Source organism: Bradyrhizobium sp. USDA3010 (assembly GCF_056429065.1).
In genome coordinates this window covers 51,264-68,242 of the sequence record NZ_JBWJZD010000009.1, presented here as the reverse complement: position 1 = coordinate 68,242, position 16,979 = coordinate 51,264, and the positions used below count along the sequence as shown (strand labels likewise).

The 16,979-nt window shown below is 64.1% G+C and carries 12 protein-coding genes and 1 pseudogene; 9 read left to right on the top strand and 4 right to left on the bottom strand.

All coding sequences use genetic code 11. The features are described from left to right. The first annotated feature begins 44 nt into the window (after nt 1-44). Both AC066Y_RS16305 and AC066Y_RS16300 read left to right on the top strand, forming a co-directional pair. Nucleotides 45-3,749: a YhdP family protein gene (locus AC066Y_RS16305; RefSeq protein WP_478274769.1), complete on the top strand. Its 3,705-nt coding sequence runs from the start codon at nt 45-47 to the stop codon at nt 3,747-3,749. A 222-nt stretch (nt 3,750-3,971) separates the two neighbouring features. Next, nucleotides 3,972-5,726, top strand: coding sequence for a hypothetical protein (locus AC066Y_RS16300; RefSeq protein WP_478274768.1), 1,755 nt, complete (start codon nt 3,972-3,974; stop codon nt 5,724-5,726). An 85-nt stretch (nt 5,727-5,811) separates the two neighbouring features. Here the strand turns inward: AC066Y_RS16300 and AC066Y_RS16295 are convergent. Beyond that, nucleotides 5,812-6,114, bottom strand: a pseudogene (locus AC066Y_RS16295) (MFS transporter); the annotation flags it as partial. A 253-nt stretch (nt 6,115-6,367) separates the two neighbouring features. On the opposite strand from AC066Y_RS16295, the gene AC066Y_RS16290 reads away from it, so the two are divergent. Then, complete coding sequence (locus AC066Y_RS16290; RefSeq protein WP_478274767.1) at nt 6,368-6,895, top strand: hypothetical protein; 528 nt, start codon at nt 6,368-6,370, stop codon at nt 6,893-6,895. A gap of 345 nt (nt 6,896-7,240) precedes the next feature. Here AC066Y_RS16290 and AC066Y_RS16285 read toward each other — a convergent pair whose 3' ends face one another. Continuing rightward, nucleotides 7,241-8,488: an MFS transporter gene (locus tag AC066Y_RS16285; RefSeq protein WP_478274766.1), complete on the bottom strand. Its 1,248-nt coding sequence runs from the start codon at nt 8,486-8,488 to the stop codon at nt 7,241-7,243. A gap of 56 nt (nt 8,489-8,544) precedes the next feature. Then, the gene (gene tyrS / locus AC066Y_RS16280) at nt 8,545-9,798 is read right to left on the bottom strand and encodes a tyrosine--tRNA ligase (protein ID WP_478274765.1); all 1,254 of its coding nucleotides are present in this window, start codon (nt 9,796-9,798) and stop codon (nt 8,545-8,547) included. 152 nt (nt 9,799-9,950) lie between these two features. Between tyrS and AC066Y_RS16275 the strand changes: the two genes are divergently transcribed. The 3 genes from AC066Y_RS16275 to AC066Y_RS16265 all read left to right on the top strand — a co-directional run bounded on the left by AC066Y_RS16275 (nt 9,951) and on the right by AC066Y_RS16265 (nt 12,147). Beyond that, complete coding sequence (locus tag AC066Y_RS16275) at nt 9,951-11,054, top strand: anhydro-N-acetylmuramic acid kinase (protein ID WP_478274764.1); 1,104 nt, start codon at nt 9,951-9,953, stop codon at nt 11,052-11,054. 82 nt (nt 11,055-11,136) lie between these two features. Then, nucleotides 11,137-11,814 (top strand): glutathione S-transferase family protein, encoded by a 678-nt coding sequence (locus tag AC066Y_RS16270; protein WP_478274763.1) that lies wholly within the window; start codon nt 11,137-11,139, stop codon nt 11,812-11,814. A 3-nt stretch (nt 11,815-11,817) separates the two neighbouring features. Continuing rightward, nucleotides 11,818-12,147, top strand: coding sequence for a DMT family transporter (locus AC066Y_RS16265; protein WP_478274762.1), 330 nt, complete (start codon nt 11,818-11,820; stop codon nt 12,145-12,147). A 149-nt stretch (nt 12,148-12,296) separates the two neighbouring features. Here AC066Y_RS16265 and AC066Y_RS16260 read toward each other — a convergent pair whose 3' ends face one another. After that, complete coding sequence (locus tag AC066Y_RS16260) at nt 12,297-12,944, bottom strand: alpha/beta hydrolase (RefSeq protein ID WP_016843213.1); 648 nt, start codon at nt 12,942-12,944, stop codon at nt 12,297-12,299. 462 nt (nt 12,945-13,406) lie between these two features. Between AC066Y_RS16260 and AC066Y_RS16255 the strand changes: the two genes are divergently transcribed. The 3 genes from AC066Y_RS16255 to sufC all read left to right on the top strand — a co-directional run bounded on the left by AC066Y_RS16255 (nt 13,407) and on the right by sufC (nt 16,968). Further along, entirely contained in the window at nt 13,407-14,564 is a 1,158-nt protein-coding gene (locus AC066Y_RS16255; protein WP_478274761.1) for a cysteine desulfurase family protein, read from the top strand. A gap of 96 nt (nt 14,565-14,660) precedes the next feature. Continuing rightward, nucleotides 14,661-16,157, top strand: coding sequence for a Fe-S cluster assembly protein SufB (gene sufB / locus AC066Y_RS16250; protein ID WP_092113801.1), 1,497 nt, complete (start codon nt 14,661-14,663; stop codon nt 16,155-16,157). 58 nt (nt 16,158-16,215) lie between these two features. Further along, nucleotides 16,216-16,968 (top strand): Fe-S cluster assembly ATPase SufC, encoded by a 753-nt coding sequence (gene sufC, locus AC066Y_RS16245; RefSeq protein WP_478274760.1) that lies wholly within the window; start codon nt 16,216-16,218, stop codon nt 16,966-16,968. Nucleotides 16,969-16,979 lie beyond the last annotated feature (11 nt).

Below are 16,979 nucleotides of genomic sequence, written 5' to 3'. Positions count from 1 at the left end.
CCGGGCCATCGGCGAGTAACATGATTAGGCGAGGATAGGCGGCGATGCCGGCAAGGGAGCGCTCGATAACAGTCGACGGGCGCCCCGATGGCGGCGATCAGCTTCGCCGTCAGCACCGAGAGGCAATGGCAAGGAACACGTCGCCGCAGGGTCCAAATCCGCGCGCCGGGACCGATTTCTCGCAATGGGAAGACGACGCCGCGTGGGACGAGCAGGATGAGGCGGCGGGCAACCGTGCGCGGCAATTGCTGGCGCGTTCCAACACCAACCTGCATCGTTTCACCGATTTCTGCACCGGCATGCAGCGCTGGCTGAACGGCGAACGCTGGATCCGTCGCATCGGGCTCGTGCTCGTGGTGCTGGCCGTGATGTTCGCGACCTGCTTCGGCGCATTGTGGTGGCGGCTCGGCGCCGGTCCGATCAATCTCGATTTGGCGACGCCATGGCTTGCCGCGGCGATCGAGGAGAATATCGGTCACGGCAACACGGTCGAGGTCGGCGGAACGCAGATCGAGCGCGCCGGCCGCATCAGGATCGCGGTGCGCATCCGTGACATCATCGTCCGCGACCGCGACCACGCGGTCGTTGCCAGCGCGCCGAAAGCCGAAGTGCGCCTGTCCGGAACGGCATTGCTGATGGGCCAGTTGCGGGCGGAGAGTCTCAATCTGGTCGATGCGGAACTGTCGGTGCGCATCACGCCCGATGGCAATGTCACCGTGTCCGCCGGCGACACCGCAAAACCGCTCGCCACCGGCGTTGCGTCCAAACGGGAGGCGGGGCTGCCGCCGACATTCCCGCGGCCGGCGACCGCTGCGCCGCCGCCTCCGGTTGCCTTGCCTCCGGTTGCCTCCGGGCCCTCCGCTGCCGCACCCGATTCGGCCCAGAGCGGACTGCTCGCCGGCCTCGACTGGCTCGACAGCCTCAGCATGACCGGCCTCGACGGTCAGAACCTCAATGAGATCGGCCTGAAGAACGGCAATCTCGTCGTCGACGACCAGCAGCGCGGCAACAAATGGAGCTTTGAGAATATCAGCCTGAGCCTGCGGCGCCCGAGCGGCGGCGGGATTGCGCTCAGCTTCGGCGAGGACGGCGCAAAGCCCTGGTCGGTGCGCGTCCTGGTTGGACCGCAGCAGAACGGCGTGCGCTCGGTCGACATCAAGGCCGACAAGGTCTCCACCCGCAACATCCTGCTCGCGATGCGGACCAAGGATCTCACCTACACCGCCGACCTGCCGCTGTCGGGCGAGATGAAGGGCGAGCTCGGCCGCGACGGCCTGCCGACCTATTTCCGCGGCAAGATCAATGTCGGCGCTGGCAACATCATCGACACCGACACGCCCGACTACCCGATGCCGGTCGATTCGGCCGAGATGAGCGTCGAGTGGGATTCGGGGCGCCGCGTGCTGCTGGCGCCGATCAAGATCGTCTCGGGCGCCAACCGCATCACGCTGCTCGGCCATCTCGAGCCGCCGAACGACAACGTCACCGACTGGCAGGCGGGCCTGTCGGGGGGCACCATCGTGCTGGCCGGCGCCGATAAGAATGAACCGCCGCTGATCTTCAATCGCATCAACGTCGGCTTCCGGTTCGACACCGAGAAGAAGCGGGTGCTGCTGACCCAGGCCGACATCTCCAATGGCGAGATCGGCGTCGCGGGCACCGGCAGCATCGACTATTCCGGCGAGCCGCGGTTGCAACTCGGCTTCGCCGGCACCCCGATGTCGGCCTCCGCGCTGAAGCGGATGTGGCCTGTTATCATCGTGCCCGAGGTGCGCGAATGGGTGCTCGAGCGGATCGATCGCGGCACGCTCCAGCGCATCGATGTCGGCGTCAATTCGCCGGTGCACAATCTGTCGCGCAAGGGACCACCGATCCCGGATGACGGTCTCTCGGTCAACATCGTCGCCTCGGGTGTCACGGTGCGCCCGGTGGATCAGATGCCCGCAGTGCATGACGCGGATCTGAAAGCCAGGGTGACCGGCCGCACCGCGACCGTGACCATCAACCAGGGCATCGCCGACACGCCGGCCGGCCGCAAGATCACGCTGTCGGATTTCAGCTTCGAGGTGCCCGACATGGCGCCGAAACCGTCGCCGTCGAAGGTCAAGTTCCGGGTCGACTGTCCGGTGCCGGCCGCCGCCGAAATCCTCGCATCCGACCGGCTCAGCGATCTCTCCGGTCCGCCGATCGATCCCAACGCCAGCAAGGGCAACGTCACGGCAACGATCAATCTCGGCATGCCGGTGACAGGCGGGCTGACCAAGGCCGACACGCAATATTCCGTCACCGCCGACATCTCCGGCGTTGCCGTCGACAAGCTGGTGATGAACCAGAAGCTCGAGGCCAACACGCTGAAGGTGATTGCGAGCAACGCCGGCTTCCAGGTCAAGGGCGACGTCAAGATCAACGGGCAGGCGGCCTCGCTCGACTACCGCAAGCCGGCCGACGGCGATGCCGACGTCAAGCTGCAGGCGACGCTGGATGACGCGAGCCGCGCGCGGCTCGGGCTTGATCTCGGCCCCGCGGTCTCAGGCGCGATCCCGATCAAGCTGAGCGGCAAGATCGGCAGCGGCGACAATCCCACCACCAAGATGGGCGTCGAGGCCGACCTTACCCAGCTCAAGCTCGACAACATCCTGCCGGGCTGGGTCAAGGCGCAGGGCAGGGCCGGCAAGGCGACCTTCAACGTGGTGCCCAAGGGGCAGTCGACCCGGTTCGAGGATATCTCGATCGAAGGCAGCGGCGTCTCGATCAAGGGCGCGCTCGAGGTCGACCAGAATGGCGACCTGATGAATGCGAACTTCCCGACCTATGCGCCGTCGGACGGCGACAAGACATCGTTGCGGGCCGATCGCGGTCCCGACGGCGTGATCAAGGTGACGATGCGCGGCGACGTGTTCGATGGCCGCGGCTTCCTGAAATCGGCGATCTCCGGCCGCGACAGCGATCCCAAAAGCAAGACCAAGACCACCGATTTCGATGTCGATCTGAAGCTCGGCGCGGTGGCCGGGTTCAATGGCGAAGCGCTGCGCGGCGTCGATGCCAAGATTTCGCGGCGCAACGGGTTCTTCAAGGCGTTCACGCTGAGCGGCAGGGTCGGCCGCGATACTCCGGTCAGCGTCGATATGCGCGGCCGCCAGCAGGGCCGCGAGGTGATCTACCTGCAAACCGGCGACGCCGGCGCGTTCCTGCGCTTCATCGACACCTATTCGAAGGTGGTGGGCGGCCAGCTCACGCTGGCGATGGAGCCGCCGATCCCCGAGCCGAGCCCGAGGGAAGGCCTCATCAATATCACCGGCTTCTCGGTGAAGGGCGAAACCCAGCTTGATCGCGCCGTCGCCGGCGGGCCGGTCAGCACCCAGAACGGCATCGGGTTCGACGCGTTGCGCGCCGAGTTCACGCGCCAGAGCGGCCAGCTTTCGATCCGCAACGGCGTGGTCAAGGGACCGAGCATTGGCGCGACCATCGAAGGCAGCATCGACTATCTCGGCAATCAGGTGCGGATGAACGGCACCTTCATTCCGATGTACGGCTTGAACAACATGTTCGGCCAGATCCCGTTCTTCGGGATTTTCCTCGGCGCCGGCAGCAATGAAGGCCTGATCGGCGTGACCTATGAAGTGGTCGGCACGCCGAGCCAGCCGGTGCTGCGCGTCAACCCGATCTCGGCACTGGCGCCCGGCCTGACGCGCAAGATCTTCGAGTTCAAACAGTACGGCCCGAACGATCTGCCGACGACGAACAATTAGCGCGTCAGCAGATTCCCTCGGCGGCAGCCGACGGCCCGGACGAGATTGCCGGGCCTGACCGACCGGATCATCTATCGTGACGAGTGTGAGGCCGCAGTGGACGTGCGGTCGGTTGTCGCACGCCCGTAACAGTCCGCCCGCAGATTGCGCGCGCCGGCCGCCGACATAGCGGGCGGCTACGCCCCTCGTTTTCTGAGAAAATCTTACATTGGGATAAAAGCAATGATCGCCAAAGGATTGCGCCCGGCTGTGGGGCTTCCGCTGTCTCGGCCGGTTTTTGCGTTGACGCTGCTCGCCTCCACGGCGCTGGCCAGCAGTCTTGCGCACGCCGACGGCGACGACGTTCATTTCCGGCCGGGTCATCTGTTGTTGAGCCGTGCGGTGTTCGTCAACAACGCCGTCACCATCACGCCCGGCGTGACACAATTGCCGCCGAACTGCGTGTCGCCCAATTGCGTGACCGCCACGGCGGACGGCACCTATCCGACGGTGTTCAACAACGATGGCGTCGACGGCTCGTTCGGCCTGACTGCGAAGATCCTGCTCGACGAACTGCGTCTCGACGGCAGACACGTGCAGTCGCTCGAGGTGCCGAACAGCGCCCAGCGCGGCGTTTCCCAAAACAAGGACCAGATGGTCACCAGCTTCTCGTCAAAATCGGAGCTGGCGCTCAATCTGTCGCTCGATCATCGCAGCGTGACCTTCATGGGCTATCTCGCTCCGATCGGCGCCATCGACGTGTCGAACTCCAACACCCCTGACGTCATCGATCCGACCAATCCGGTGCCCGGCACCTATTATCGCCTGGTCGCTGAAGTCGACGAGAACGGTCGCTTCCACTTCACCAAGGTGAACGGCTACAGCGGCAACAACGGCCGCGCTGCGATCTTCAACGACCGGCATGGTGCCGGTGTGTTCTACACCGCCGGCAACGCGGGCAATGGCGGCAACCCGCAGCCTGCGGGCGTCATCACGGGCGCCGGCATGCAGATCGCGAGAGAGGCCGACGCGCCGCTCGCGCGGCAGGCGGACCCGGGCGGACCTTTCCCGCTCGGCAGCTTCAATATCACCGAACTCGGCCAGAAGGCCGACAAGATCGGCAAGGACACCAATTTCCGCGGCCTCACCGTGTTCAACAACGTGATCTACGCGACCAAGGGCAGCGGCGGGAATGGAATCAACACCGTCTACTTCATCGACACCACCGGCAACGCCGCCAACGGCAGCCCGAAGGCGTGCCCGAATGGCGTCGGCCTGCCGGCTCCGTCTGCGTCGCTGCCGACGACGCAGATCTTCTACGATGGCTCGAAGTTGGCGGGGCAGGGCGTCACGCCGTATAACATGTGCGTGCTGAGCGGTTTCCCGACAGCGCTCAAGAGCACGAGCTCGTTCCCGTTCGGTATCTGGTTCGCCGACGCGAACACACTCTACGTCGCCGACGAAGGCAACGGCACCGCGACATTCGACCCGACGTCGAACAGCTATACCGCTGCCAAGGCGCAGACATCAGCCGGATTGCAGAAGTGGGTGTTCGACAGCACTGCCGGCGCGTGGAAGCAGGCCTACACCCTGCAGGCGGGACTTGACCTCGGCGTCCCCTACACGGTGCAGGGCTATCCGACCGGCAACAACGCCGCGACCGGCAAGCCGTGGTCGCCGGCCACCGACGGCCTGCGCAACATCACCGGCCGCGTCAATCGCGACGGCAGCGTGTCGATCTGGGCGATCACCTCCACGGTGAGCGGCAGCGGCGACCAGGGTGCCGATCCGAACAAGCTCGTGATGATCACCGACAAGCTGTCCGCGACCACGCTGCCGGCCGCCGAGCGTTTTGTCACGCTGCGCACCGCGAACGCCGGCGAGGCGCTGCGTGGCGTGTCCTTCACACCGGGCACCGGCGATGACCGGGAGGAGGCCCATGACCGCAGCTCCTGCGGCCGTGACCACCGCGGCGACGATTGCCGCGACACCGACTGAACGAGACGTCGCAGCCTTCGGCCTCTCCCCATCTGCCGTGGCGAGAGGCTGTTGACTGGCATCTACGGTCCAAGGGGCCGTCGACCTAGCGCCGCAGCGCCGGCACCACCAGGAACGGGATCAGGCCGAGCACGACATTGACGAGGGCGAAGGCGATCAGCGGACTGTAGCTGTGGGTCCAGTCGTGGATCAGGCCGCCGCCCCAGGAGCCGAGCGCCGAGCCGAGGCCGCTACCGATCATGATCGTCCCGTAGATCGTGCCGACCCGCTCGCCACGGAATATCTTCAGAGCGGTCGCGGTGATCAGCGGGCCGCGCGAGCCGATCATGCTGCCGAAGGAGATGATGAAGCCGGTCAGCAGCCAGTAGTTCGGATACCACTGCATGATCCCAATATTGCGAAAATCGCCGAGAACCTCGCTATTTTTTTCATGGGCGCGCGACTAACCGCCGTCGTATATGCCAAAAATGCGTCCGCGTTGATCGCTAAGGTGTATCACTCATAAGCCCGATGTCCGTTTAGTCCTCAACAGCGGCGCGGAAGTGGGCGCTGCGCGAGGTCCGAGACGGGCCACTTGCGGTCATTCCGCCTGTCCGGATAGGTTAAATAAAGACCCGGCCGATCCGCCCAATGATGTTGCCATGAACACTGCTTTCATTGAGTTCAAGGTGCGCCGTCCCGAGAAATTGGCTGCGCTGGAACGCTTCGTCGAGCGTCTGAGCGAAGCGAAACGTTCGGATAAATTCCCTGAGGATACGGAGTGGAACGTCTATTTTGACAGTTCTTCTCTTGCGTATTTTGAGAACCTTTCACCAGAGGAAATGAAAGAGTGGGAAACAGAGTGGTGGGCCACGCCTGTTGAACGCCGTCTTCGAGATTTTTCCCTCTGGCCCCATTGGGATTTTCCGTCCTTCCTTGATGCGCTAAAAAACAGCGAATTTCTAGTTTCCATACTCCACGTTACGGCTTCGCCCCTGAAACTCGTTTTTGAGCCATTGGCGTTTCCATACGGGGGGCCCGACTGCCTGATAGCAGCCACGGAAGCATTTGGTCAGGAAGTTACTGGGGTCGATGACGGGACAGGCTATCGGCCGTACGTAAAGCCACCGCGTTGGCAGCCTAAATCGAGACTGAGACCGGATGATCCAGATGCCGTTCCCCATTCTTAGATGTCCGTTTCGGGTCAATCGCGTCGTTTTGACAGTGGACCGGTCACTTCCGGTCTACCCCTAACTGCGGACATGCTGCCGCACTGCGACAATTTCCGCTCGTCCGACACGCGGAGATACGAGTAGCGTTCGATTATTGGTGCGATGGTGATTGGCGTGAGGTCGCTTGGTCGTCATTGCGGCATGGCTCTCAAAAGACATTCCCCGGACGTGATGTGTGCATCCGACGTCACGTCGGGGGTTGCATGGACCGGCAGAAAAAGCGACTAAACAATGCGATTTAGGGGATGGATGCGCACGGTTGCGCACTGAGCCGGGTTGTTGCGGCAAGGTCGTCATCGCTCGTCATCGGCGCAGTGCGGGCACCACCAAAAACGGGATCAGGCCGAGCACGACATTGACCAGCGCGAAGGCGATCAGTGGATTGTAGCTGTGGGTCCAGTCATGGATCAGGCCGCCGCCCCAGGAACCGAGCGCCGAGCCGAGGCCACTGCCGATCATGATGGTGCCGTAGATCGTGCCGACGCGCTCGCCGCGGAAGATTTTAAGCGCGGTTGCGGTGATCAGCGGGCCGCGCGAGCCAATCATGCTGCCGAAGCAAATGACAAAGCCGGTCAGCAGCCAGTAGTTCGGATACCACTGCAACAGCCAAAGCAGGATGATGCCGATGATCGAGACTCCGTAGCTGAACAGCACGCTGGGACGGCGGCCGATGATGCCGTCGAGCGTGGACACGCCGAGCATGCCGACGAACAGCGCGACGCCGGAGAATCCCCAGGCGGTGGCCGCCTGCAGCGGCGGGAAGCCGACATCGATCAGGTAGGCGACGATCTGCGCCGTCAGTGCATACATCGCGACCGCGGTGAAGAAGAAGGTGGAGAACAGCGCCCAGAAGGCGTGGTGGCGCATTGCGCGGAGCAGGGTCCAACCTTCATCGATCAGGCCCGTCTCGGCTTTCTTGACGATGTGCGGCGATCCGCCGGCGAGCAGCCGCCACGGCAGAAGCACGAGCGGAACAAGCAGGCAGAGCGCGCCAACGCCGAACACCTGATACGCCTCGCGCCAGCCGATGCGATCGATCAGCACCTGCGACAGCGGCAGCAGCATCAAGAGGCCGGCGCCGGTCGCCGAATACATCACGGCCATGGCGGTCGGCAGCCGCGGCCCGAACCAGCGGCCGAGCAGGATCGAGTTCGAGACGTTGCCGATCAGCGCAGTGCCGAAGCCGACGCAGAGGCCGACGCTGAGCTGGAATTGCCAGAGTTGCTCGGCGCGTGAAGCGATCAGGAATGCGCAGCCGAGCAGCGACAGGCCCAGCGCATAGACCACGCGCGGGCCCGAGCGGTCGAACAGGCGCCCGACCAGGGGCGCGGTGAGGCCGCTGGCGAGCCAGGTCAGCGAATAGACCGACACGACCGAGGCACGGTCCCAGCCGAAGCTCTCCGAGATCGGCTTGAGGAAGACCGTGAAGCTGTCGCTGAGACCGCGCCCGAGCACCGACAGCACGAAGCAGAGTGCGAGCACGTTCAGCGCGACGCGCGACTGTTTCGCCGGCGTTGCAAGCGTGTCGTTCGGAGGCGTGGTCTGATCCATCGGAAAGATGGGAGCGCGCTTTCCGCACTCCCTGCAACCGACAAATGCGAATGCGCCTATGCAGGCTTCAGCAGGACGTGCCGCTTCTTGCCGAGCGACAGCTTGACGACGCCTTCCGGCGTCAGATTGGCCGGCGTCAGCAGCATCTTTTCATCGGTGACGACAACATCGTTGACGCGCAGGCCGCCGCCCTTGATCTGCCGGCGCGCTTCGCCGTTGGACGCGACGAGCTCGGCCTTGACGAAGGCGGCGAGCACGCCGATGCCGGCTTCAAATTCGCCGCGCGGAATTTCCACCGTCGGCAGGGTCTCGGCCAGCGCGCCTTCCTCGAAAGTGCGGCGCGCGGTCTCGGCGGCTTCATTGGCCGCGTCGCGGCCATGGAGCAGGGCGGTGGCCTCGGTCGCCAACACCTTCTTGGCTTCGTTGATCTCGCTGCCAGCGAGCGCCGCGAGCTTGCCGATCTCGCTCATCGGCAGGATCGTGAACAGCTTGAGAAATTTGACGACGTCGGCGTCCTCGACATTACGCCAGTACTGCCAGAAGTCATACGGCGAGAACTGGTCGGCGTTGAGCCACACCGCGCCCTTGGCGGTCTTGCCCATCTTGTCGCCGGAGGCGGTGGTCAGCAGCGGCGTGGTCAGCGCGTACAGTTGCGGCGAGCCCATGCGGCGGCCGAGATCGACGCCGTTGACGATGTTGCCCCACTGGTCGGAGCCGCCCATCTGCAGCCGGCAGCCGGCGCGGCGCGACAGCTCGACGAAGTCGTAGGCCTGGCAGACCATGTAGTTGAATTCAATGAAGCTCATCTCCTGCTCGCGCTCGAGCCGGAGCCGCACTGAATCCATCGTCAGCATGCGGTTGACCGAGAAGTGCCGGCCGATGTCGCGCAGCATCTCGATCCAGTTCAATTTGGTCAGCCACTCGGCGTTGTCGAGCATGATGGCGTCGGAAGGCCCATTGCCATAGCGCAGCACCTTGGCGAACACGCCGCGGATGCTCGCCTTGTTGGATTCAATCTCCGCGACGGTACGCATCGCGCGCGTCTCGTCCTTGCCGGAGGGGTCGCCGACCATCGTGGTGCCGCCGCCCATCAATGTTATCGGCTTGTTGCCGCTCTGTTGCAGCCAGTACAGCATCATCATGGTGAGGAAGTTGCCGATGTGCAGCGACGGCGCGGTGCAGTCATAGCCGACATAGGCGGTCGCCTCGCCCTTCGCGGCGAGCGCGTCGAGGCCCTCGAAATCGGAGCACTGGTGGACGAAGCCGCGTTCCTGTAGAGTGTTCAGGAAATCCGATTTAAATGCAGTCATTTGTCGGCGAGCCAGATCATTCTTGTTTTACGGTTTTTGCATCTATTTGCGGAACCTTGACGCTTGAGGCTGCCGCAGGCGGACGCGCAGTGGCATTATAGGATGTACTTGTTTGAGACAAGCCGGGGGTTCCCGGCTGGGGCGCTTCCAAGATGATGTTAACGGCACTCGGTCTGATGAGCGGGACCTCGCTCGACGGGGTCGACGTGGCACTGATCGAGACCGATGGCCGCCAGATCAAGGCCTTCGGACCTACGGGCTATCGACCCTATACTGACAGCGAGCGCAGCCTGCTGCGTCAGGCGCTGACCGAGGCCGTCCATCTGACACAGCGCGACGCCCGGCCGGGAATCTTGCGGCAGGCCGAGCAGGCCGTTACGTCAGCCCATGCCGAGGCGGTCGCCAGCTTCACGGCGCAGACCCGGATCTCCGCCCAGGACATCGATATCGTCGGGTTCCATGGCCAGACCGTGCTGCATCGCCCGGAGCGGAAGCTGACGGTGCAGATCGGCGATGCCCTGGCGCTCGCCAGGGCGATCCACATTCCGGTGATGCATGATTTCCGTGCCGCCGACGTCGAGGCCGGCGGGCAGGGCGCGCCGTTCGTTCCGGTCTACCATCGCGCGCTGGCGCAATCGCTGAACCGCGAGGGGCCGACCGTCGTGGTCAATATCGGCGGCGTCTCCAACATCACCTATATCGACGGCACCGACACGTTGATCGCCTGCGACACCGGGCCTGGCAACGCGCTGCTCGACGATTTCATGTTCCGCCAGATGCATCAGCCGTTCGACACCGCCGGGAAGTTCGCCGCGCTGGGCAAACCGGACGAAGCCTGGATCGCACAGGCGCTCAAGCTGCCGTTCTTCTCGGTTCCGCCGCCGAAATCGCTCGACCGCAACGACTTTGCCGCGCTGAAGCTCGGCGCCGTGGCGCCGGCCGATGGCGCGGCGACGTTGACCGCTTTCACGGCGGCCGCGATCGCCCGCGTCGTGCCGCTGCTGCCGAAACGGCCAAAGAGCTGGATCATCTGCGGCGGCGGCGCCTCCAACCTCACCATGATGCGGATGCTGCGCGAGCGGCTGGCGCCGGCAACCGTCGAGCCCGCCGAGGCGCTCGGCTGGGCGGCGGACGCGATCGAGGCGCAGGCCTTCGGCTTCCTCGCCGCGCGCGGCATGAAGGGCCTGCCGCTGAGCTACCCCGCCACCACGGGGGTGCCGATCCCGATGACCGGGGGCATCATCGCGCGACCGTGATTTAGATGCAAATGCATCTACCTTGACAGTTCCATGCCGCTGCATTTAATTCGATGCAGTTGCATTGAACGCGAGGTTCGTCATGGCCGCCCTGAAGCTGATCAGCCACAAGCTCTGCCCCTATGTGCAACGCGCGGTGATCGCGCTGCATGAGAAGGGCGTGCCGTTCGAGCGGATCGACATCGATCTCGCCAACAAGCCCGACTGGTTCCTGAAGATCTCGCCGCTCGGCAAGGTGCCGGTGCTGGTCGTGACCGGTGACGACGGCAAGGAGGTCGCGCTGTTCGAGAGCAATGTGATCTGCGAGTACATCGAGGAGACGCAAGGCGGCGCGAAGCTGCATCCCGAGAACGCGCTGACGCGCGCCGAGCATCGCGCCTGGATGGAATTCGGCTCGGCCATTCTCGGCGACCTCTGGGGGCTCGAGACCGCGACCGATGCCGCGACCTTCGAGAGCAAGCGGCAGGCGGTCGCCGCAAAATTCGCGCGCGTCGAGGCTGCGCTCGGCGCAGGGCCTTTCTTCGCAGGCGACAGGTTCAGTCTGGTGGATGCCGTGTTCGCGCCGGTCTTCCGCTATTTCGATTTGTTCGACCAGCTGACCGATCTTGCAGTGTTCACCCACACGCCAAAACTTCGCGCGTGGCGTAGTGCGTTGGCGCAGCGGTCGAGCGTGCGCAGCGCCGTTTCGCCTGAATATCCCGCGCTGCTGCACGCGTTCCTGGTCGGCCACCGCGCGCACATGCTGAAGCTTGCCGCGTAAGCCATGTCGCACTCCATTGCCTGGATCGCGCTGGTCGTCGCCGGTCTTCTCGACGTCGGCTGGGCCATCTCGATGAAATATGCCGAAGGTTATACGCGCCTCGGCTGGACGCTGGTCTCGCTGACGCTGCTCGCCGCGTTCGTGTTCCTGCTCGGGCGCGCGTTGCAGGTGCTCGGCGTCGGCATCGCCTACACGGTATGGACCGGCATCGGCGCGGTCGGCACGCTGACCATGGGCGTGCTGCTGTTCAACGAAGCCTTGAATCCGATGAAGGTCGCCGGGATCGCGTTCGTGCTGATCGGCATCGCCGCGCTGAAATTCGCGCCGGAGTAAGTGGCTTCGTAGCCCGGATGAAGCGAAGCGCAATCCGGGGCGGGTCTAACCGCGGAGCCAGTGGTCCCGGATTTCGCGGAGCCTGTCATCGGGCGCGCGTTCGCGCGACCCGTTGGCTCCATCCGGGCTACGAGGTCAGCGGTCTTTGCTCACCGCACGTTGGCGAGGCGCATGTCGAGATAGCCGGTCACCGTCTCCATCAGCGGCTCGAGCTTGCCGTCGAAGAAATGGTTGGCGCCGGGGATGACCTGCTGGTCGATCACGATGCCCTTCTGGGTCTTCAGCTTCTCGACCAGCGTGTTGACGTCCTTGGGCGGCACCACGGCATCCTTGTCGCCGTGCACGATCAGGCCCGACGACGGGCAGGGCGCGAGGAACGAGAAGTCGTAGAGATTGGCGGGCGGCGCGATCGAGATGAAGCCCTCGACCTCCGGACGGCGCATCAAGAGCTGCATGCCGATCCATGCGCCGAACGAGAAACCCGCAACCCAGCAGGCGCGCGCCTCAGGATTGATCGCCTGCGCCCAGTCGAGCGCGCTCGCGGCATCGGACAGTTCGCCGGTGCCGTGATCGAACGACCCCTGGCTGCGGCCGACGCCACGGAAGTTGAAGCGCAGCACCGAGAAGCCGCGATGCGCGAACGCGTAATAGCACTGGTAGACGATCTGGTGGTTCATCGTGCCGTGGAACTGCGGATGCGGATGCAGGATCATCGCAATCGGCGCGTTCTTCTGCTTGGCCGGGTGATAGCGGCCTTCGAGACGGCCAGCAGGGCCGGTGAAAATGACTTCAGGCATTGTGTTCCCTTGATTGACGCGTTCCCTTGATTGACGTCGATCAATCAACCGGTTGGAGCCATCTTCGGCGACGGGCGCGAGCAGAGCGGCTCATGATGAAATCAGCGCAGGCGCCGCCGGGCGGCACGCTGGAAGGCCTTCTAGCATGACGCAAGGGGCAAAAATCAAGGAAATTGTGCCGCTTGGCGGAGGCTAATCCGCTCCGTGACGCACGCGTAGCCGGCGCGTCGGCGGCGATCCGGATCAACACGCCGAATTGCTCGTTGGCTACCTGAAGTTTTGGTTTGTCATATTGCTATCGCGCGCGGCGCGCAGGCGGATGTCTTGCCAGGCAACACGATGGGACTCCCGGCGAGCGTGAAAAATCTCCCGCATTGGTGACTCTGATCTGGTCTCGCTGCCCGACTGTCGTTATGTCGCAGTGGAAGGCCGCAACCATGGTGGTTGCCGCGGACAAGCTCGATGGCCGATCGCGTCTATCTCGACTGGAATGCCACAACGCCACTTCGCCAGGAGGCAAAGGCGGCGATGACTGCGGCATGGGAATTGAGCGGCAACCCGTCCTCGGTGCACAGCGAGGGACGCCGCGCGCGCCGGCTGGTCGAGGATGCCCGCAATGCGGTGGCGAATGCGGTCGGCGGCCGGGCGCAGGACGTCGTGTTTCTCTCCGGCGGCACCGAGGCCAATGCGCTCGCATTGACGCCGGGATTGCGCCGCGGTGCAGGCGCGCCGGTCAGCCGGCTCCTGGTGTCCGCGGTCGAGCATGCGTCCGTGCTCGCGGGCGGACGGTTCGCGCGTGAGGTCACCTTCGCGATCAATGTCACGCGCGCCGGGGTGATCGATCTCGATCATCTGCGCGCGCTGCTGGCCGACGGTGCGCCGGCGCTGGTCTCGGTGATGCTGGCGAACAACGAGACCGGCGCCATCCAGCCGGTGGCTGACGTCGCCGGGATCGTCCACGCGACCGGCGGCCTGCTGCATGTCGACGCGATCCAGGCGTTCGGAAAGATCTCGTTCGATCTCGCCTTGACCCAGGCCGATCTGGTGACGCTGTCGGCGCACAAGATCGGTGGACCGAAGGGCGCAGGCGCACTGGTGCTTGCCGAAGGCGTCGAAGGGTTGGAGGCGTTCTTGCGCGGCGGCGGGCAGGAGCTCGGGCGACGGGCAGGGACCGAGAACGTCGCAGGGATCGCCGGCTTTGGTGCGGCCGTGCAGGCCGCGATGGTGGCGCTGAAGGCCGACGCCGCCCGCGTCAGGGGACTGCGCGACCGGCTCGAGCACGGACTGCGGCAGACGCCGGACGTGGTGGTCTTCTCCGATGATGTAAAGCGGTTGCCAAATACCGTTCTGTTCACGGCGCCCGGCATGAAGGCCGAAACGGCGGTCATCGGATTCGACCTGGCGGGGGTGGCGGTCTCTTCCGGTTCCGCTTGCTCATCGGGCAAGGTCCAGCCGTCCCACGTCTTGGAGGCAATGGGATACCGTCCAGAGGTGTCCCAGGGAGCGGTGCGGCTCAGTCTTGGCTGGTCTACCACGGAGACAGACGTGGATTTGACCCTCAAGGCTTGGCGAAAGCTCGCCGATACCTTAGTTAAGGGGGAGCGACGAAACACAGCTTGAACAGTTCTAAGCGGGTGATTTCGTCTTCAAAGCATCGTAAGAGACTTCGGAACTTGAGATCCACCGCGGTCCTTGAAACCGCGAGCGGAGGATTGAATGCCTGCTGTACAAGAGACGGTCGAGCGCGTCCGGCGCATCGACGTCGACCAGTATCGTTATGGATTTGAGACGCTGATCGAGTCCGACAAGGCCCCGAAAGGCCTGTCGGAAGACACCGTCCGCTTCATCTCGGCAAAGAAGAATGAACCGGCCTGGATGCTGGAATGGCGTCTGGAGGCGTACCGCCGCTGGCTGACCATGACCGAGCCGACCTGGGCGCGCGTCAACTATCCGAAGATCGACTATCAGGATCTTTATTATTACTCGGCGCCGAAGCCGAAGAAGACGCTGTCCTCGATCGACGAGATCGATCCGGAAATCCTCAAGACCTATGAGAAGCTCGGCATCCCGCTCCGCGAGGTCGCCGTTCTCGAGGGCGTCGAGCCGCCGCCCGGCGGCCCGCCGTCGGCCAATCGCAAGATCGCGGTTGATGCCGTGTTCGATTCGGTGTCGGTCGCGACCACCTTCCAGAAGGAGCTGAAGGCGGCCGGCGTGATCTTCATGCCGATCTCGGAGGCGATCCGCGAGCATCCCGAGCTGGTGCAGAAATATCTCGGCACCGTGGTGCCGACCTCGGACAATTACTTCGCGACGCTCAATTCGGCGGTGTTCTCCGACGGCTCGTTCGTCTACGTGCCGCCGGGCGTACGCTGCCCGATGGAGCTGTCGACCTATTTCCGCATCAACGAGCGCAACACCGGCCAGTTCGAGCGCACGCTGATCATCGCCGACAAGGGCTCCTACGTCTCCTATCTCGAAGGCTGCACCGCGCCGCAGCGCGACGAGAACCAGCTGCACGCCGCGGTGGTCGAGCTCGTCACGCTCGATGACGCCGAGATCAAGTATTCGACGGTGCAGAACTGGTACCCCGGCAATTCGGAAGGCAAGGGCGGCATCTACAATTTCGTCACCAAGCGTGGCGACTGCCGCGGCCGGAATTCCAAGATCTCCTGGACCCAGGTCGAGACCGGTTCGGCGATCACCTGGAAGTATCCGAGCTGCATCCTGCGCGGCGACAATTCGAGCGGCGAGTTCTACTCGATCGCGATCTCGAACGGCTTCCAGCAGGTCGATAGCGGCACCAAGATGATCCACCTCGGCAAGAACACGTCGAGCCGGATCATCTCCAAGGGCATCGCCGCCGGCAAGTCGCAGAACACCTATCGCGGCCTCGTCAGCGCGCACCGCAAAGCCACCGGCGCGCGCAACTACACCGCCTGCGACTCGCTCCTGATCGGCGACAAATGCGGCGCGCACACCGTGCCCTATGTCGAGGCCAAGAATTCCTCGGCGACGTTCGAGCATGAGGCGACGACGTCGAAGATTTCCGAGGACGTGCTGTTCTACTGCATCCAGCGCGGGCTCTCGCAGGAAGAAGCCGTCGGCCTCGTCGTCAACGGGTTCGTGAAGGACGTGCTGCAGCAACTGCCGATGGAGTTCGCGGTGGAAGCGCAGAAGCTGATCTCGATCAGCCTTGAAGGTTCGGTTGGCTAATCCATCCCGCTAACGGCGCGGCTGACGCGCCTTGCGGATGATGCTCAGGAAAAATCAGATGTCTCTGCTTGAAGTGAAAGATCTGCTGGTTCGTGTCGAGGAGCGCGAGATCCTCCATGGGCTGTCGCTCACGGTGAACCCGGGCGAGGTGCACGCGATCATGGGGCCGAATGGCTCCGGCAAGTCGACGCTCTCGCACGTCATCGCCGGCAAGCCGGGCTATGAAGTCACCGGCGGCCAAATCCTGTTCAGGGGCGAGGACCTGCTGGAGATGGCGCCCAATGAGCGCGCCGCCAGGGGCGTATTCCTGGCGTTCCAGTATCCGGTGGAAATCCCCGGCGTGACCACCTGGAATTTCCTGCATGCGGCGCTCAACGCCCAGCGCAAGGCGCGCGGCGAGGAGGAGATTTCGTCGCCGGCCTTCCTCAAGAAGGTCCGCGAAGTGGCGAAGTCGTTGAACATCCCGCAGGACATGCTGAAGCGCGGCGTCAATGTCGGCTTCTCCGGCGGCGAGAAGAAGCGCAACGAGATTCTGCAGATGGCGCTGTTCGAGCCGGCCGTCTGCATCCTCGACGAAATGGATTCCGGCCTCGACATCGACGCGCTGCGGATCGCCGCCGACGGCGTCAATGCACTGCGCTCGCCGGAGCGCGCGATGGTCGTCATCACCCACTATCAGCGGCTGCTCAACTACATCGTGCCCGATTTCGTGCACGTGATGTCGAAGGGCCGGGTGGTGAAGAGCGGCGGCAAGGAACTGGCGCTGGAGCTGGAAGAGTCCGGTTACGCGCAGTTCGAAGACGCTGCCTGACAAATGCGGGT

Excerpts from the sequence above, each read along its gene's own strand:
- AC066Y_RS16305 (WP_478274769.1), top strand. The coding sequence starts at position 45 with ATGCCGGCAAGGGAGCGCTCGATAACAGTCGACGGGCGCCCCGATGGC.
- AC066Y_RS16300 (WP_478274768.1), top strand. The coding sequence starts at position 3,972 with ATGATCGCCAAAGGATTGCGCCCGGCTGTGGGGCTTCCGCTGTCTCGG.
- AC066Y_RS16290 (WP_478274767.1), top strand. The coding sequence starts at position 6,368 with ATGAACACTGCTTTCATTGAGTTCAAGGTGCGCCGTCCCGAGAAATTG.
- AC066Y_RS16285 (WP_478274766.1), bottom strand. The coding sequence starts at position 8,488 with ATGGATCAGACCACGCCTCCGAACGACACGCTTGCAACGCCGGCGAAA.
- tyrS (WP_478274765.1), bottom strand. The coding sequence starts at position 9,798 with ATGACTGCATTTAAATCGGATTTCCTGAACACTCTACAGGAACGCGGC.
- AC066Y_RS16275 (WP_478274764.1), top strand. The coding sequence starts at position 9,951 with ATGATGTTAACGGCACTCGGTCTGATGAGCGGGACCTCGCTCGACGGG.
- AC066Y_RS16270 (WP_478274763.1), top strand. The coding sequence starts at position 11,137 with ATGGCCGCCCTGAAGCTGATCAGCCACAAGCTCTGCCCCTATGTGCAA.
- AC066Y_RS16265 (WP_478274762.1), top strand. The coding sequence starts at position 11,818 with ATGTCGCACTCCATTGCCTGGATCGCGCTGGTCGTCGCCGGTCTTCTC.
- AC066Y_RS16260 (WP_016843213.1), bottom strand. The coding sequence starts at position 12,944 with ATGCCTGAAGTCATTTTCACCGGCCCTGCTGGCCGTCTCGAAGGCCGC.
- AC066Y_RS16255 (WP_478274761.1), top strand. The coding sequence starts at position 13,407 with ATGGCCGATCGCGTCTATCTCGACTGGAATGCCACAACGCCACTTCGC.
- sufB (WP_092113801.1), top strand. The coding sequence starts at position 14,661 with ATGCCTGCTGTACAAGAGACGGTCGAGCGCGTCCGGCGCATCGACGTC.
- sufC (WP_478274760.1), top strand. The coding sequence starts at position 16,216 with ATGTCTCTGCTTGAAGTGAAAGATCTGCTGGTTCGTGTCGAGGAGCGC.